The 17348-nt window shown below is 66.1% G+C and carries 14 protein-coding genes; 7 read left to right on the top strand and 7 right to left on the bottom strand.

All coding sequences use genetic code 11. From position 1 onward, the window contains the following. The 3 genes from mutS to AB4Y40_RS01580 form a co-directional block, all read right to left on the bottom strand. On the bottom strand, positions 1–2685 hold the full coding sequence (mutS, locus tag AB4Y40_RS01590) for a DNA mismatch repair protein MutS (protein WP_368686180.1): 2685 nt from the start codon (positions 2683–2685) through the stop codon (positions 1–3). 96 nt (positions 2686–2781) lie between these two features. Continuing rightward, complete coding sequence (gene lplT, locus AB4Y40_RS01585; RefSeq protein ID WP_368686179.1) at positions 2782–4080, bottom strand: lysophospholipid transporter LplT; 1299 nt, start codon at positions 4078–4080, stop codon at positions 2782–2784. A 154-nt stretch (positions 4081–4234) separates the two neighbouring features. Next, entirely contained in the window at positions 4235–5035 is an 801-nt protein-coding gene (locus AB4Y40_RS01580) for an inositol monophosphatase family protein (RefSeq protein ID WP_324159241.1), read from the bottom strand. Between the two features lie 527 nt (positions 5036–5562). On the opposite strand from AB4Y40_RS01580, the gene AB4Y40_RS01575 reads away from it, so the two are divergent. Further along, complete coding sequence (locus AB4Y40_RS01575) at positions 5563–6369, top strand: RNA methyltransferase (RefSeq protein WP_368686344.1); 807 nt, start codon at positions 5563–5565, stop codon at positions 6367–6369. 221 nt (positions 6370–6590) lie between these two features. Beyond that, positions 6591–7415 (top strand): serine O-acetyltransferase, encoded by an 825-nt coding sequence (gene cysE, locus AB4Y40_RS01570; RefSeq protein ID WP_368686178.1) that lies wholly within the window; start codon positions 6591–6593, stop codon positions 7413–7415. A gap of 70 nt (positions 7416–7485) precedes the next feature. Here cysE and AB4Y40_RS01565 read toward each other — a convergent pair whose 3' ends face one another. The 4 genes from AB4Y40_RS01565 to AB4Y40_RS01550 form a co-directional block, all read right to left on the bottom strand. Further along, the gene (locus AB4Y40_RS01565; RefSeq protein WP_368686177.1) at positions 7486–8283 is read right to left on the bottom strand and encodes a UDP-2,3-diacylglucosamine diphosphatase; all 798 of its coding nucleotides are present in this window, start codon (positions 8281–8283) and stop codon (positions 7486–7488) included. A gap of 33 nt (positions 8284–8316) precedes the next feature. Beyond that, positions 8317–8811, bottom strand: coding sequence for a peptidylprolyl isomerase (locus AB4Y40_RS01560; RefSeq protein ID WP_368686176.1), 495 nt, complete (start codon positions 8809–8811; stop codon positions 8317–8319). A gap of 160 nt (positions 8812–8971) precedes the next feature. Beyond that, positions 8972–9556 (bottom strand): peptidylprolyl isomerase, encoded by a 585-nt coding sequence (locus tag AB4Y40_RS01555; RefSeq protein WP_368686175.1) that lies wholly within the window; start codon positions 9554–9556, stop codon positions 8972–8974. Positions 9557–9614: 58 nt separating this feature from the next. Next, on the bottom strand, positions 9615–10325 hold the full coding sequence (locus AB4Y40_RS01550; protein ID WP_368686174.1) for a tetratricopeptide repeat protein: 711 nt from the start codon (positions 10323–10325) through the stop codon (positions 9615–9617). Positions 10326–10600: 275 nt separating this feature from the next. On the opposite strand from AB4Y40_RS01550, the gene cysS reads away from it, so the two are divergent. From cysS to AB4Y40_RS01525, 5 genes are all read left to right on the top strand, one after another. Continuing rightward, positions 10601–11998 carry a cysteine--tRNA ligase gene (cysS, locus tag AB4Y40_RS01545; RefSeq protein ID WP_368686173.1) on the top strand — a complete coding sequence of 466 codons (1398 nt, stop codon included), beginning with the start codon at positions 10601–10603 and terminating at the stop codon, positions 11996–11998. A 47-nt stretch (positions 11999–12045) separates the two neighbouring features. Beyond that, the gene (locus AB4Y40_RS01540; protein WP_368686172.1) at positions 12046–12930 is read left to right on the top strand and encodes a DNA-3-methyladenine glycosylase; all 885 of its coding nucleotides are present in this window, start codon (positions 12046–12048) and stop codon (positions 12928–12930) included. Positions 12931–13058: 128 nt separating this feature from the next. Continuing rightward, a complete protein-coding gene (locus AB4Y40_RS01535; protein WP_342921404.1) occupies positions 13059–14030 on the top strand; it encodes an acetyl-CoA carboxylase carboxyltransferase subunit alpha in 972 nt (323 codons plus the stop codon). Positions 14031–14071: 41 nt separating this feature from the next. Continuing rightward, a complete protein-coding gene (tilS, locus tag AB4Y40_RS01530) occupies positions 14072–15502 on the top strand; it encodes a tRNA lysidine(34) synthetase TilS (RefSeq protein ID WP_368686171.1) in 1431 nt (476 codons plus the stop codon). Between the two features lie 437 nt (positions 15503–15939). After that, complete coding sequence (locus AB4Y40_RS01525) at positions 15940–17190, top strand: aspartate kinase (protein WP_028204105.1); 1251 nt, start codon at positions 15940–15942, stop codon at positions 17188–17190. Positions 17191–17348: the final 158 nt, after the last annotated feature.

Raw genomic sequence — 17348 nt, 5'->3', positions numbered from 1 at the left:
TCAGCGATTGGCGTCCGGCGCCGTGGCCAGCTCATGCAGTTCGTACAACAGGTCGAGTGCGTCGCGCGGGCGCAGTTCGTTCGGATCGAGTTCGCGCAGCCGCTGTGCGACGAGCGACGCGCCACGATCTTCCTCGACCGGCGCGGCGCGATCTTCGACGATGGGTGCATCGTCCTCATACTCGGCGGCGGGCGCGGCGAACAGGTCGAGTTGCGGCGTGGGCTGCCCCGCCGATTGCTGCTCCAGATGCACGAGATGCTTGCGCGCGGCGCGGATCACGGCGGCAGGCACGCCCGCGAGCTGCGCGACCTGCAGGCCGTAGCTCTGGTTCGCCGGGCCTTCCTGCACCGCATGCAGGAAGACGATGCCGTGGCCATGCTCGACGGCCGAAAGATGCACGTTCGCCGCCTGCGCAAATTCGGCCGGCAGTTGCGTGAGCTCGAAGTAGTGGGTGGCGAAGAGCGTGTGGCAACCGTTGTGCGCGAGCAGATGTCGCGCGATGGCCCACGCGAGCGCGAGGCCGTCGAACGTCGACGTGCCGCGCCCGATCTCGTCCATGAGCACGAGGCTTTGCGGCGTGGCGTCGTTGAGGATGGCCGCGGCTTCGGTCATCTCGACCATGAAGGTCGAGCGGCCGCCCGCGAGGTCGTCGGCGGCGCCGATGCGCGTGAAGATGCGGTCGATCGGCCCGAAGCTCGCGCGCTTTGCCGGCACGTAGCTGCCCACGTAAGCGAGCAAGGCGATCAGCGCGGTCTGCCGCATGAAGGTCGATTTACCGCCCATGTTCGGGCCGGTGATGAGCAGCAGCTTGCGCTCGGCCGAAAGCAGGCAGTCGTTGGCGATGAACTGCTCGACCTGCGCTTCGACCACGGGATGGCGACCTTGCTCGATCCCGATGCCGGGCGCCTGCGTAAACGTGGGCGCATTCCAGTCGAGCGCGCGCGCGCGTTCCGCGAACGCGGCCAGCAGGTCGAGTTCCGCGAGCGCGGCGGCCACGCGCTGGCAATCGGGAATGAACGGCAGCAGCGACTGCAGCAGCGCGTCGTAGAGCGCCTTTTCGCGCGAAAGCGCGCGTTCCTGCGCCGACAGCGCCTTGTCCTCGAACGTCTTCAGTTCCGGCGTGATGTAGCGCTCGGCGTTCTTGAGCGTCTGGCGACGGCGATAGTCGTCGGGCACCTTGTCGGTCTGGCCGCGTGTGACTTCGATATAGAAGCCGTGCACCTTGTTGTACTCGACGCGCAGATTGCCGATGCCGGTACGCGTGCGTTCGCGCGTTTCGAGGTCGAGCAGGAACTGACCGCAGTTCTCGGAGATGTCGCGCAGTTCGTCGAGATCCGCGTCGTAGCCGCGTGCGATCACGCCGCCGTCGCGCACCATCGCCGCCGGTTCCGGCGCGACCGCGCGCTGCAGGAGCGCCGCGCACTCGGCGGGCGGTTCGAGCGCCTCGGCAATGTGCGCGAGCGACGTGGCCGCGCCGCTGGCGGCGGCGACCTGTTCGCGCAGCGCGGGCAGCGCCGCGAAGGTGTCGCGCAGGCTCGACAGATCGCGCGGGCGCGCGGAAAGCAGCGCGAGGCGCCCGGTAATGCGCTCGACGTCGGCGATCTGGCGCAAGGCGCCGCGCAACGTATCGACGCTCGCTTGCGGCGGCGCCTCGAGCAACGCGCCGATGGCCTGCTGGCGCATTTGCGCGATCACGGCTTCGCGCGGCGGGTGATGGAGCCAGTGACGCAGCAAGCGGCTGCCCATGGCCGTGCTGCACGTGTCGAGCAGCGAGCAGAGCGTGGGCGATTCGGTGCCGCGCAGCGTTTCCGTGAGCTCGAGATTGCGGCGCGTGGCCGGATCGAGCCCGATGTATTCCGATTCGGCTTCGACCTTCAGGCTGCGCACGTGGCGCAGTTGCTGCCCCTGCGTGGCCGCCGCGTAGAGCAGCAGCGCGCCTGCCGCGCCGCACGCGCTCGTGAGCGTTTGCGCGCCGAAGCCGTCGAGGCTCGCCACGTCGAGCTGGTCGCACAGGCGTTGCTTGCCCGAGCCGACGTCGAAGTGCCAGGCAGGCACGCGGGTGAGCGCACCAGATCCGGAGGGTGGCGCCCACGCGGCGGTTTCCGCCGGCATTTCCGCGACGAGAATTTCCGCGGGCCGAATGCGCTCGAATGCCGTGGCGACCTGTTCCGGCGCGACTTCCGCGAGGCGCAGCGCGCCGCTCGCGAGATTGAGCCACGCGAGGCCCACGTTGACGGTCGCGCCGCGGCGGTTGTGGCCGGGGCAAACGGCCATCAGGTAGACGTCGTTCTTGTCGGAAAGGAGCGCGGCGTCGGTCAGCGTGCCGGGCGTCACCACGCGCACGACCTTGCGCTCGACCGGACCCTTGGAGGTGGCCGGGTCGCCGATCTGTTCGCAGATCGCCACCGACTCGCCCAGCTTCACGAGCTTCGCGAGATATTGCTCGACCGCGTGATGCGGCACGCCCGCCATCTTGATCGGATTGCCCGCCGAGGCCCCGCGCTGCGTGAGCGTGAGGTCGAGCAGGCGCGCGGCCTTCTCGGCGTCTTCGAAGAAGAGCTCGTAGAAGTCGCCCATCCGGTAGAACACGAGCGTGCCCGGATGGTCGGCCTTGATGCGTAGGTACTGCTGCATCATGGGAGTGTGTTGCGCGATGTCGGCTGCGCCGGCGGTGTGTGTAGCCATCCTCGGTGTCTTGCTAGGGGTTCAGGGCGTGAGTTTAACGCGCGCCGATTGCATGTAAAGTCAGCCTTTCGGCTAACGCCGTCACCAGTGCTTCCGTCATTCGTCGACCAGCGCCTGCAGGTCCACGGTGCGCGCGTTTGCCGCGCTGTGCCGCATGGCGAGCCAGATCATCGTCGAAACGAACAGGCCGAACGCGACGATGATCCACTGCACGGGGACTTTCGCGGTGAGCAGCAGCGCATACGCGCCGAGCATGAGCAGCACCGCGAGATTCTGGTTGAAATTCTGCACCGCGATCGAGTGGCCCGCCGAAAGCAGCGTCGCGCCGCGATGCTGGAGCAGGGCGTTCATCGGCACGATGAAAAAGCCGGCGAGCACGCCGAGCAGCACCATCAGCGGGTACGCGAAAAGCAGATAGAAGGGCACGATGAAGCTGCCGAAGCGCACGCCGACGCCCTGCGGAAAGAGGCCTTTGCTGTAGAACGCCATGCCGATCGCCACCGCGCCGCACAGCACGCCCACGGGCAGCACGCGCAGCGAGGCGCGCAGCGACACCCATGCGGCTGCCGCGCCCGCGCCGAGCGCGATGCCGAGCCCCGTCACGCCCTGCATCACGGCGGCTTTCGAGAGCGAGAGTCCGAGATTCGCGTCGGCCCACTTGAGCACGAGCAGTTGCAGTGTGACCGCCGCGCCCCACATCAGGGTCGTGACCCAGAGTGCGATCTGCGCGAGCTTGTCGGTCCAGAGCACGTTGAAGCTATGCGTGAAATCGCCCATGAGGCGAGCCGGCTCCCTGAGCCGGTTCTCATAGCGCGCGCCCGTGTCGGGAATGCCGATGTTGATGATCGCGGCGAACACGTACGTGATCATGACGGCGAACATCGCGAGGTCGGCGGCCGAATGGATCGCCGGCCACGGATGACGCGTGACGAAACGGTCGGCGTAAGTCGAAACGAGTGCGCCGCCCATCATCGTGCCGAGGATGGTGGAAAGCACCGTAGCCGACTCGAGCCACGCATTGGCGGCGATGAGCTTTTCGGCCGGCAGCAATTCCGTCAGGATTCCGTACTTTGCCGGCGAGTAAGCCGCCGCGCCAAAGCCGACCACGCCGTACGCGATCATCGGATGCACGCCCGCGATCATCAGGAGGCAGCCGCACGCCTTGAGCGCGTTCGAGACGAACATCACGTGGCGCTTTTGCAGGGCGTCGGCAAACGCGCCGACGAAAGGCGCGAGCAGGACGTAGGAGATCGTGAAGAAGATCTGCAGCAGCGGCGTCACCCAGGCGGGCGAAGCAATGACCGTGAGCAGTGCAATCGCCGCGATGAGGAGCGCGTTGTCGGCGAGCGACGACACGAACTGCGCGGCGATGATCGTGTAGAAGCCTTTTTTCATCGGATGCGTGCGTGGTCCTCTTGCAGCAGGGCGACGGGCGAAACAAAAAAGCGGCCGAAGCCGCTCGCTGCACATGCGTGGGCCAGGCGTGACTGGCGCGCGCTCTGCACGCGTCGCGGTGGAACAAGGCGTGCACCGCGACGCGCATGGGCGCTTACGCCGCCTTGGGCACGCGCGTGTACTTCGAGAGGATCGGCACCATTTGTGCGTAGATCTTCGGGTTGCCCGCGACGACTTCGCCCATGTGCAGGAAGTCCGAGTCGCCCGTGTAGTTGCCGATCAGACCGCCGGCTTCCGTCACGAGCAGGCCGCCTGCGGCGACGTCCCACGGATTGAGGCCCTGCTCGAAGAAGCCGTCCATGCGGCCGGCGGCGACGTTGGCCAGATCGAGCGCGGCCGCGCCCGGGCGCCGCAGGCCCGCGCACGCGTTGGTCATTGCGGCGAACAGCTCGCAGTAGCTGTCGAGGCCGTCCTTTTCGCGGAACGGGAAGCCGGTGCCGATCAGGCCGTCGGCGAGACGGTCGCGGCGGCCCACGCGGATGCGGCGGTCGTTCAGGAAAGCGCCGCGGCCGCGCGAGGCGGTGAAGAGGTCGTTGCGCGTCGGGTCGTAGACCACGGCCTGCGTGACGAGGCCCTTGTGTGCGAGCGCGATCGAGACGCAGTAGTACTGGAAGCCGTGGATGAAGTTGGTGGTGCCGTCGAGCGGATCGATGATCCACTGGTACTCGGACTCGTTCTCCGACTGGCCCGATTCCTCGGCGAGGATGGCGTGGTCGGGGTAGGCGGTCTTGAGCGTTTCGATGATGGCGGCTTCGGCCGCCTTGTCGACTTCCGTGACGAAATCGTTGTGCTGCTTCTTCGCGACCTGCACGAGATCGAGGTCGAGCGACGCGCGGTTGATGATCTGTCCGGCGCGGCGCGCGGCCTTGACAGCGATGTTGAGCATGGGATGCATGAGCCAGGATCCTTGTTGTCCGGCGCTCGCGAAGGCTGGATGCGCGCCGGTGGTGCAAAAGATAAAAGCGTCTAACGATTGGACAGGGCGCGGGCCTCGAGCGGACCTGCGGAACCTGTCCCGTCAACGGAGACGAATTGGATAAGAGCGGGGCGCGGCGGCGCTGTTGGCCAGCGACTTGCCGGGCGCCTGGCGGGCAGCAACACGGCTGCACGATTCGCCCGACGCGCGCGAGACCGCCATTTTACCCGAGTATCGGCGTTTCCATGGCTTCTCCCGGGCAGGATATCGGGATTTCTATGGATAGGACGTTCGGTCAGCGCGCCCGCCCAGGCAACCGTGGTGCACGGCGGCCATGCGCGGCAGGACGTGCATGAGCGCGCATCGCCGCGGCGCCGGGCGCGCTAACATAGACATTTCAATATCCTTTTCGCGGTTAGAGAACCATCTTGGCGCACCCCGATTCACCTGATTCCGACGCAACTTCCCACGCTACGGCGCCGGCTTCCGGCGACGCCCACGAGCCGCTGCGCGGCGGCTTCACGTCCACCCGCTTCGTGCTCGTCGAGCCGAGCCACCCCGGCAACGTCGGCGCGGCCGCGCGCGCGCTGAAGACCATGGGATTCTCGCGCCTCGTGCTGGTGGCGCCGCGCGTGCCGCAGGTCCACTGCGACCCGGAAGCCGTGGCCATGGCGAGCGGCGCCGACGACGTGCTCGCGGCCGCCCACATCGTGCCGACGCTCGCCGACGCGCTGGCGGGCGTGCAATGGTCGCTCGCGCTCACGGCGCGCACGCGCGAGTACGGTCCGCCGCCTGCGGCGCCGCGTCAGGCGGTGCAGGACGCCTGCCGCCAGGCGGTGCACGGCGGCGACATCGCACTCGTGTTCGGCAACGAGCGCACGGGCCTGTCGAACGACGACGTCGAGCGCTGCAGCGCGCTTGCGCATATTCCGGCCAATCCTGCCTATAGCTCGCTCAATCTTGCCCAGGCGGTCCAGGTGCTCTCCTACGAGTTGCGCCTCGCGTACCTCGGGGAGAGCGCGCCGGCCGCCGCACTGCCAGCGGCGGGCGGAGCGGGCGGCGCCGCCCAGCCTGCGGCCGGGTCGCCGCTCGCGACGAGCGACGACATCGAGCGCATGTACGTGCACCTCGAGAACGCGCTCATCGCGCTCGAGTTTCTCGACCCCGCCAATCCGAAGAAACTGATGTCGCGGCTGCGCCGGCTGTTCGCCCGCTCGGGGCTCGAGCGCGAGGAGGTCAATATCGTGCGCGGCATCGCCAAGCACATCCTCCTGCTCAAGAGCAAAGGCGACGGCAAGGGCGAGAGCCGCTGATCCTCTGCGCCGGCGCGGCTGCGTGCGCGCCGGCTCCAACCTTGCCACCGACGGGGGCTTCCGACCTCGAATCGGCTTTGCGCCTACAATCGGCTGAAAACCGGCGAAAAATTCATAAGCAAATGCGCGCGGCTGCAATAGCCGGTGCGCCGCTTGCGCGCATGCTGCGGCGTCGCGCGGCCGCCATTCCCCATGTTTCACCCGTTTTTAGCGTGACTGCCATGTTCAAGAGACTTCGCGAAGACATTGCCACGATCCGCGAGCGCGATCCCGCCGCCCGCAGCGCGTGGGAGGTCCTGACCTGTTATCCGGGTCTGCACGCGCTCGTGCTGCATCGCTTCGCGCATGCGTGCTGGCTCGCGAAGCGCCGCTGGCTCGCGCGCTACGTTTCGCAGGTCGCGCGTTTCCTGACGGGCATCGAGATCCATCCGGGCGCGACCATCGGCAGGCGCGTGTTCATCGATCACGGCATGGGCGTCGTGATCGGCGAGACGGCCGAAGTGGGCGACGACTGCACGATCTACCAGGGCGTGACGCTCGGCGGCACGTCGCTCACGCGGGGCGCGAAGCGCCACCCGACGCTGGGTCCGGGCGTGATCGTCGGTGCGGGCGCAAAGGTGCTCGGCGGCTTCACGGTGGGCGCCGGGGCGAAAATCGGCTCGAACGCCGTGGTCGTGAAGCCGGTGCCGGAAGGCGCGACGGCGGTGGGCAACCCCGCACGTGTCGTCGCGCCCGCGAAGACCGCGTCGGTGCAGGCGAAACCCGCCTCGGCGCGCGAGGGCTTTTGCGCCTATGGCATTACGCCCAATGCCGACGACCCGGTTTCGCTCGCGATCCACGGCCTGATCGACCACGCGGCTACGCAGACGCAGCGCGTCGATGCGATCGTCGTCGCGCTCGAGCGGCTCGGCGCGCGACTCGAGGCGCTGCACGGCGCCGATGCGGCGCTCGCCGAATTGCGGCGTCTATCCGAGGGGCTGGAATGCGGCGGCCCGCAAGCCGAAGCGTCGAGCCGCGAAGAAGAGAAGGCGCCTGCGCGCGTTTGAGGCGTGGCGCGAGGCGGGTGCTGATAGCGAGGCGCCAAAAGCGCGGGGCTAAAAGTAAAAGCGTCGCGCCTCAGTCCAGCGGCAGCACCCTGAAGCCTTCGGCATCCACGCGCAGATAGCCGCCGCGCGGCTTGCCGTGATCGAGATCCCAGTCGGGCAAGACCCAACGCGTGCCGCCGGGCTCCTGGTGGCGCGCCGGCCGGTGCGTGTGGCCGTGCACGATGGTGTTCGCACGCGCGCGCTTGAAAAGCGCCGCGACACCTTTGACGGTGACGTCGTACTTCGGCAGACGCGGGCCGCTGCGTTTGTTCTCGCTCGCGCGGCGCGCCCGCTCGGCGATCGCCCGCCGCCAGCGAAACGGCCACGCCAGAAACAGCAACTGCACGAGCCGGTTGCGCGCGAGCTTGCGAAAGAGCTGATAGCCGTGATCGTCGGTGCACATCGCGTCGCCGTGCGCGAGGGCGAGGCGCGTGCCGAACGCGGTGATCGCGATGGGGTCGGGCAGCCAGATCGCGCCCGCGGCTTTCATGAAGCGCTTGCCCATCAGAAAGTCGCGGTTGCCGTGCATGATGTAGAGCGCGATGCCGCGCTCGGAGAGCGTATGCATCAGCGCCGCCATGCGCGCGGGGAACACATCGGTGAGCATGTCGTCACCGATCCAGTATTCGAAGAGGTCGCCGAGTATGAACACCGAGTCGGCCTGATCGGCCGTGACCCGGATGAAGCGCTCGAACGCGGCGACCGTGCGCGGAATCCCTTCATTCAGATGCACATCGGAAATGAACAGAAACGGACGAGCCGCGTGCGGGCGCTTGCCCTCGCCGGGCACGCCCGCGGCAGCGTGTCGTAAAGCCTTTTCCTGCAGCATCGATGAAGGGGGTGCGTGAGAGTTGTATGAAGCTTATTCGGCGACGACAGCCTTCTCGATCACGACGTCGTCGACCGGCACGTCCTGATGGAAGCCCTTCGAGCCCGTCTTGACCTTCTTGATCTTGTCGACCACTTCGAGGCCTTCCACGACCTTGCCGAACACGGCGTAGCCCCAGCCTTGCGGCGTCGGCGACGAGTGGTTCAGGAAGTCGTTGTCGGCGACGTTGATGAAGAACTGTGCCGATGCCGAGTGCGGGTCGTTGGTGCGCGCCATGGCGATCGAGCCGCGCTCGTTCTTCAGGCCGTTGTTCGCTTCGTTTTCGATCGGCGCTTCGGTCGGCTTCTGCTTCATGCCGGCGTCGAAGCCGCCGCCCTGGATCATGAACCCGTCGATGACACGGTGAAACACCGTGCCGTCATAGTGGCCGTTCTTCACGTAGTTGAGGAAGTTGGCGACCGTCTTCGGGGCCTTCTCGGCGTTCAGTTCGAGCTTGATGACGCCGTGGTTCGTGTGCAGTTCGACCATGATGGGTTCCTTTGCCTGTGGCTGGGGGAATGAACGTCGCTGCATCGGCAAGAGGCGGGGCGTGTTGCCCAACGCGTGTGCCGGCGCCGCGACGTGCGACGGGTGAGGGCGGCGCTGCCGCCCGGTTAGTCGATGATTAACTGGCGTGTTGCCGACGTGCTCATTTGCCGACGACGGTCGCCGACTCGATCACGATTTCCTTTTGCGGCACGTCGGCCATCGGGCCTCGCGAGGTGGTGGGCGCCGCTTCGATCTTCTTCACGACGTCCATGCCTTGCGTGACCTTGCCGAACACGGCATAGCCGTTGCCGTCCGGGTTCGGATAGTCGAGGCCGGCGTTGTCGACCGTGTTGATGAAGAACTGCGCGGTGGCCGAATTCGGGTCGCTCGTGCGCGCCATCGCGATCGTGCCCGTGAGATTCTTCAGGCCGTTCTTGCTCTCGAGCGCGATCGGCGCGCGCGTGGGCTTCTCGACGAAGCTTTGCGTGTAGCCGCCGCCCTGGATCATGAAACCGCGAATCACGCGATGAAAGATCGTGCCGTTGTACTGGCCAGACTTCACGTACTGCAGGAAATTGTCGACGGTCTTCGGCGCTTTCTCCGGATAGAGCTCGACGCGAATGTCGCCTTCACTGGTCTTGAAGAGCACTTGCGGATGCGCGGCGGCCGGCTGGCCGTTTTGCGCAAAGGCGGGTGCGTTCGCGATCAGGGCGGCGCTGCCGAGCGCCAACATCAACCATTTCATGAGTATCCTCGGAAGTGCGGGAAAAACGTGTCGCGGCGCGCACGCTGCGCGCCAGATGTTAGTTCGACGGCGCCACGAAAGGCGGCATCGCGAGCGACCCCGTCGAGCCGCCGAACTGGTACGCGGGGTTGCTGAGCGCGGGCACGATGGCCGACGGGCTCGCTGCCGATGCGCCTTCTGCCGCTGCGGCGGCCGACTTCTTTTGCGCGGGCGGCGGCGAGATGATTTTCGCGATGTCGGCCTGGCGCTGCTGCGTGGTGGCGCTTGCATGGCCAAGCGTTTGCGCGCGGCGGTATGACGCGTCGGCCAGACGCAGGTAAAGGTCGCCGAGATTTTCCCACGCGAGTCCGTACGACGGGTTCGCCTTGACCGCGGTTTCGAGCGCGACGCGCGCCTCGTCGTAGCGGCCATGCTTCGCGTAAAGCGCCGCGAGATTGTTGTAAGGCTCGGGCAATTCGGGGTAGAGCTGCGTGAGTTCGGTGAACGCCTCGATCGCGTCGTCGTCGCGGTTCAGGCGCGCGAGAATGGTCGCACGCTTGAACTTCGCCTGCACGTCGCGCGGGTTCGTCTTGATGCGCGCGTCGAGCTGGCTGAGCGCGCCAGCCCAGTCGTGCTGGCTGATCGCGGCGTCGGCGCCGGGCGTCGCGTCGGAGGTCGCCGGGGGCGCGGCATGCGCGATGCTGACACTGCACAGCACGATCGCGACGCTCGAGAGAGCCGACGCGGCAAGGGTCGCAGCACGGGGCGCGCGGCCGCTGGAAGGTTTCATAGGGTGAGGTCGCGGTGTTATACTCCGAGCCATTCTAACAAAAGGTCTGTGCGTTTTCGTCGCGCGCTTTGTCCCTCGCCCGTTTCATTCGCATTCCGGGCGCGCTGCGCGAGTCGCCGGGCTTTCCAACGCCACTCGTGGTCGTCTCCGCCCCGATAGCAACCTGGTTGCAGTCCGGACGCCGACAGACAGCAGCCTGAGCAATGCGGGCATCACCCGCTGGCTGCGGTCGGCGCCGCCGCGGATTTCTTTCGACCCACGTATCCATCGCCTTTATGGAATCACTGCGCATCTACAACACGCTCGCGCGTGACAAGCAAAATTTCGTGCCACTCGAGCCCGGCGTCGTGCGTATGTACGTCTGCGGGATGACGGTGTACGACTATTGTCATGTCGGGCATGCGCGTGTGATGGTGGTGTTCGATATCGTGCAACGCTGGCTGCGCGCGATCGGCTACAACGTGACCTATGTGCGCAACATTACCGATATTGACGACAAGATCATTCGTCGTGCGGTAGAAAACGGCGAGACGATCAAGCAGCTCACCGACCGCTTCATCGCAGCGCTGCACGAAGACGCGGACGCGCTCGGCATCGAGCGTCCCGATCATGAGCCGCGCGCGACGCAGTACATCCCGCAGATGCTCGACATGATCGGCAAGCTCGAGCGCAACGGCTACGCGTACCAGGGTACGGACGGCGACGTGAACTACGCGGTGCGCAAGTTCGCGAACTATGGCGCGCTCTCGGGCAAGTCGATCGAAGACCTGCGCGCGGGCGAGCGTGTGGCGACGAACGATGCCAAGCAGGATCCGCTTGACTTCGTGTTGTGGAAACAGGCAAAACCGCAAGAGCCGGCCGACACGAGCTGGGACTCGAAGTATGGACGCGGGCGTCCGGGCTGGCATATCGAATGCTCGGCCATGGGCTGCACGTTGCTCGGCGAGCACTTCGACATTCATGGCGGCGGCCAGGACCTGCAGTTTCCGCACCACGAGAACGAGATCGCACAGAGCGAAGGCGCGACCGGCAAGACGTTCGTCAATACATGGATGCATAACGGCTTCGTGAATATCGACAACGAGAAGATGTCGAAATCGCTCGGCAACTTCTTCACGATCCGCGAAGTGCTGGCGAAGTACGATGCCGAAGTGGTGCGCTTCTTCATGGCGCGCGCGCATTACCGCTCGCCGCTGAATCACAGCGACGCGCATCTCGACGACGCGCGCAACGCGCTCACGCGTCTTTACACCGCGTTGAAGGACGTGGCGCCGGACGCGGGCGAGCTTGACTGGAACGAGCCGTACGCGCAACGTTTTCGTGCGGCAATGAACGACGATTTCAACACGCCGGTGGCGATCGCCGTGCTGTTCGAACTCGCGAGCGAGGTGAACCGCACGCGCGACGCCATGCTCGCGCGTCAGCTGCAGCGCCTCGCACGTGTGATCGGGCTGCTCGTGCGCGAGCCGCGCGTGTTCCTGCAACAGGCCGCGGGCGCACAAGATGCAGGCGCGCTCGACGTGGCAGCGATCGAAGCAAAGATCGCGGCGCGCACGGCGGCCAAGCAGGCGAAGCAATATGCGGAGGCGGACCGGATTCGGGCCGAACTGCTCGAATCCGGTGTCGCGCTCGAAGACAAACCGGGCGGGTTGACCGAGTGGCGCCGCGTGTAAGCGGGCTGTCCAGTTTCCACTGATCGATTCGCGAGGCAGGAGGCAGGATGGCAACGGCCACGAAGACGCAGACCAGGCGGTCTGCGTCGCTAACGGGCGGAACTGCGGGCGCACCCGCAGGTGCAAAGCGTGCGCTCAATGGAGCGGGCGGCAAGGCAGCGACAAAGGCGGCTGCGAAGACGGCGCGTGGGAAAACCAACGGCGCGTCCGGCTCGCACGAAGTGCTCGACGGCGCGGCCATCGAGGCTGCGCTCTCCACTGGTCCGGCGGCACTCGAAGCCGTGGAGCCCGCGGCGAACGCGCTGGGCGATCTCGAGTTCGAAGTGCAGCGTCCCGACTATTGGGACAAGGCCTGCGCGGACCTCGTCAAGCGCGACCGTATTCTCAAAAAGCTGATTCCGAAGTTCGGCCCCGTGCATTTGTTGAGCCGCGACGATCCGTTCGTCACGCTCGCGCGCTCGGTGGTCGGCCAGCAGATTTCGACGGCGGCGGCGCAGGCGCTTTGGCAGCGTGTGGAAGCCGCATGCCCAAAGCTCGTGCCGCAGCAATTCCTCAAACTCGGTCACGAAAAGCTGGCCGCGTGCGGCCTCTCGAAACGCAAGACGGAATACATCCTCGATCTCGCGCAGCACTTCGTTTCGGGTGCGTTGCACGTCGGCAAGTGGACGTCGATGGACGACGAAGACGTGATCGCGGAGCTCACGGCGATTCGCGGCATTGGCCGCTGGACCGCCGAAATGTTCCTGATCTTCAATCTCGCGCGCCCGAATGTGCTGCCGCTCGACGATCTGGGCCTGATCCGCGCGATCAGCGTCAACTATTTCAGTGGCGAGCCGGTCACGCGCAGCGAAGCGCGCGAAGTCGCGGCCAACTGGGAGCCGTGGCGTACCGTCGCGACCTGGTATATGTGGCGCAGCCTCGAGCCGTCGTGAGGCCCTAGGCAGTCGTCAGTGACTAAGAAAAATGCTATCGATCGAAGAAATCGATAGTTCTGAGCCGATTTCGGCGCGGGCTGGCGCGGTTAGAATACGCGCTGCCGCAAAGTGAAGGATTCCCACACATGAAGACCACGTTTCTGGATTTCGAACAGCCGATCGCTGAACTGGAAGCGAAGATCGAAGAACTGCGCTTCGTTCAGGACGATTCGGCCGTCGATATTTCGGAAGAAATCGAGCGGCTGTCGAAGAAGAGCCAGCAGCTCACGAAGGACCTCTATGCGAACCTGAGCCCGTGGCAGGTTTCGCAGATCGCGCGTCATCCGCAGCGTCCGTACACGCTCGACTACGTGCACGAGTTGTTTACCGATTTTCACGAACTCCATGGCGACCGCTCGTTCGCGGACGACCTTTCCGTCGTCGGCGGCCTCGCGCGCTTCAATGGCCAGGCCTGCATGGTGATCGGCCACCAGAAGGGCCGTGACACGAAGGAGCGCGCCGCGCGCAACTTCGGCATGCCGCGCCCGGAAGGCTATCGCAAGGCCGAACGCCTGATGCGCCTCGCCGAGAAGTTTGGCCTGCCCATCTTCACGTTCGTCGACACGCCGGGTGCGTACCCGGGCATCGGCGCGGAAGAGCGCGGCCAGTCGGAAGCCATCGGCCGCAATCTCTATGTGATGGCCGAACTCAAGACGCCGGTCATCACGACGATCATCGGCGAAGGCGGATCGGGCGGCGCGCTCGCCGTGGCCGTGGCCGATACCGTCATGATGCTGCAGTTCTCGACCTACTCGGTGATTTCGCCGGAAGGCTGCGCGTCGATTCTCTGGAAGAGCGCCGCGAAGGCGCCGGAAGCCGCTGAAGCGCTGGGCCTGACGGCGCACCGTCTGAAGGCGCTGGGCCTCATCGACAAGATCGTGAACGAGCCGCTCGGCGGCGCGCATCGCGACCCGAAGGGCATGGCCGCGCTGCTGCGTCGTGCGCTTGCCGACTCGCTGCGCCAGTTCCAGGGCATGAGCATCGCCGACCTGAAGCAGCGCCGTTTCGAGCGCCTGATGGCCTACGGCAAGTTCAAGGAAACGACGCCGGGCGCGTAAGGCGCGCGACGCCAACGCTCCTCGACGTCTGCGGTCCTGCTGTGACCGACCATCCCGAATCCGACGCCGGGCGCATCGTTCTCGATGCGCTCGGCGTTGTGCTTTCCACGCTTGCCGACGACGCACGCATCGCGATCGCGTATAGCGGCGGGCTCGACTCGTCCGTGCTGCTGGACGCCGCGGTGCGGGCGGCCGGAGCGCAGCGTCTCGTCGCACTGCATGTGCATCACGGCCTGAGCGCGAATGCCGACGCATGGCTTGCCCACTGCGAGGCGACTGCGCACGCGTATGGCGTGACGTTCGACGCGAGGCGCGTAGAGTTGGCGCGCGACGACGCGGCCGGCGTCGAGGCGGCTGCCCGCGACGCGCGCTACCGCGCGCTCGACGCGATGTGCGTGGCGCACGGCGTGCAGGCGCTCTGGCTCGCGCAGCATGCGGACGATCAGGCGGAAACGGTGCTGCTGCAGTTGCTGCGCGGCGCCGGGCTCGCGGGGCTCGCGGCGATGGCGCCCGCACGTGCGAGCGTGAATGGCGTGGCGCGCATGCGGCCGCTGCTCGCGCTGTTGCGCACGCAACTGGAGCGCTATGCCCGCGCGCACGGCCTGCACTGGATCGACGACGAATCCAACGACGACACGCGCTACGCGCGCAACGCCTTGCGTCACGACGTGATGCCGGCGCTCTCGGCCCATTTTCCCGGTTATCGCGATGCGCTCGCGCGCACGGCGGCGCATGCGGCTTCTTCGCAGCGTCTGCTCGACGATCTCGCGCGCATCGATTTGCGCGACGCTGGACGCGAGCGCGACAGCGCGCTTTCACATGCCGCGCTGCTCGCGCTCGACGATGCGCGCGCGCTCAATCTGCTGCGTTACTGGATGCGCGCGCTTGGCCTGCCGGCGGCATCAACGGCGCGGCTTGCGGATATGCTGCGGCAGTTGCGCGAGATTGCGCGCGATGATGTGAGCGGTCACGCGCTGCGCGTCGATCACGCCGGACACCGCTTGCGTGTGTATCGCGGCATCGTCTCGTGGGAAGCCGTGCGCGCGCGCGACGAACGCGCAGGCGAGGGCGTCGCTCATGCGCGCGCACCCGTGTCGTTGACCTGGCGCGGCGAGGAAGTCTGGCGGCTGCCGGCATGGCGCGGGACCTACGTCTTCGCGCCCGCCGCTCCCGACGATGCCGAGGCCGTTCCCGAGCGCGTGCTCGCGAGCGCGCCGCTCGTCGCGCGCGAGCGCAGCGGCGGCGAGCGCCTGCGCGACGAAGCCGCGAACGTGAGCCGCACGCTCAAGAACCTGTTCCAGACGCGCGGCGTGCCTGCATGGGAGCGCGACGTGCCGTTGCTCTATGTGGGCGAGACTTTGCTGTTCGTGCCCCGTATCGGCGTGAACCGGTCGGCGTTCGGTGCGACCCCCGGCGAATCTGGCGCGGCCTGGCGTCGCATCGAATGGCGCGAGGATGTGCTGATCGCCTGAAGTCGCGTCCGACGTCACCGATCAATTCGCCGACGCGAAGGGTGATCGTTCCCCCGCAAATCCTTGCGGCGCAAGCCTTTTTCGGCATCCGCAAGCGTGTTCTGTCTTGTAATTTGGGCGTCAATCGGGTAGTGTAAGTCGTTTGTCCAGCCCGCTTTTTCGCGTTCGCGGACGCCGTCAAAAGCGGCGTGTCTCGTGAAGGCGCGATTTTTCCTTCGAGCGGTATCCGACGGTTGCAGGGACGTCGTAGCGGCATGCGGGCAGGGCGCGAGTGCAAGGCACCAGCGCGCGTCGACACGATGCGCCGGCCTTCGCGCCCCTGAGGCAAAACCCCGCGCGTGCTGCACGCGCTGAAGCCGCCGCCGTGGCCCCAAGGCGTCCGGGCGGCCCGGTTCTTCAGTGCGCCAGCGCGGTAACATCTCCAGTTCAGAACGACAATGGCACTCATCGTACACAAATACGGCGGCACCTCGATGGGCTCGGTCGAGCGCATCAAGAACGTCGCCAAGCGCGTCGCCAAATGGCACAAGGCCGGCCACAAGATGGTCGTCGTGCCCTCGGCGATGTCCGGCGAAACCAATCGTCTGCTCGGTCTCGCGAAAGAAATTTCGCCGCAGCCCAGCCCGCGCGAGCTCGACATGATTGCGTCGACCGGTGAGCAGGTGAGCGTCGGCCTTTTGTCGATCGCCCTGCAGGAAGCAGGCGTCGACGCAATCAGCTACACCGGCTGGCAAGTGCCGGTCAAAACCGACAGCTCGTTCACCAAGGCCCGCATCAACGACATCGACGGCGAGCGCGTGCTGGCCGATCTCGACGACGGCAAGGTGGTCGTGATCACGGGCTTCCAGGGCATCGACCCGGAAGGCCACATCACCACGCTCGGCCGCGGCGGCTCGGACACGTCGGCGGTTGCAGTCGCAGCGGCGCTTAAGGCCGACGAATGCCTGATCTATACGGACGTCGACGGCGTCTACACGACCGACCCGCGTGTGGTCGACGACGCACGCCGTCTCGACCGCATTACGTTCGAAGAGATGCTGGAAATGGCCAGCCTCGGCTCGAAAGTGCTGCAGATCCGCTCGGTGGAATTCGCGGGCAAGTATCAGGTGAAGACGCGCGTGCTCTCCAGCCTGACCGACCCGATGATGAACCTCGACGAGGAAATGTCCTCGGGCACCCTGATTACTTTTGAAGAAGACGAGACCATGGAAAAAGCAGTCATCTCGGGTATCGCGTTCCAGCGCGACGAGGCCCGCATCATCGTGATGGGCGTGCCCGACAAGCCGGGCATCGCATATCAGATCCTCGGCCCGGTGGCGGACGCGAACATCGACGTCGACATGATCATCCAGAACCAGAGCGTGGCCGGCAAGACCGACTTCACGTTCACGGTGCCCCGCGGCGACTATCAGCGCGCCATCGACGTGCTGAATAACCAGGTGAAGGGCCACGTGAGCGCGGAGCAGGTGCTCGGCGACGCGAAGGTGTCGAAGGTTTCGGTGGTCGGCGTGGGCATGCGCTCGCACGTGGGCGTGGCGAGCAAGATGTTCCGCACGCTCTCGGAAGAGGGTATCAACATCCAGATGATCTCGACCTCGGAAATCAAGATCTCCGTGCTGATCGACGAGAAGTACATGGAACTGGCGGTGCGCGCGCTGCACAAGGCGTTCGACCTCGAGCACGCGTAAATCGCGCTGTTTTTGCGCGGCCGTCGCGCCGCGTTTGCGTTGTGTGACGAGGGTGTGACGCGGTTTTTCCGCTCGATTCCGCTTCGCGATGCCGCGCATGACGTTTGTTGTGCGCTTGCGGAAAAAACTTTGCAAAAAAGCGTCGTATGAATTGACCG

This window comes from Paraburkholderia sp. EG287B, from assembly GCF_040965595.1.
In the GTDB taxonomy this organism is placed as follows: Bacteria; Pseudomonadota; Gammaproteobacteria; order Burkholderiales; family Burkholderiaceae; genus Paraburkholderia.
The sequence above is the reverse complement of the archived record's forward strand: the minus strand, read 5'-3'. Positions and strand labels throughout refer to the sequence as shown.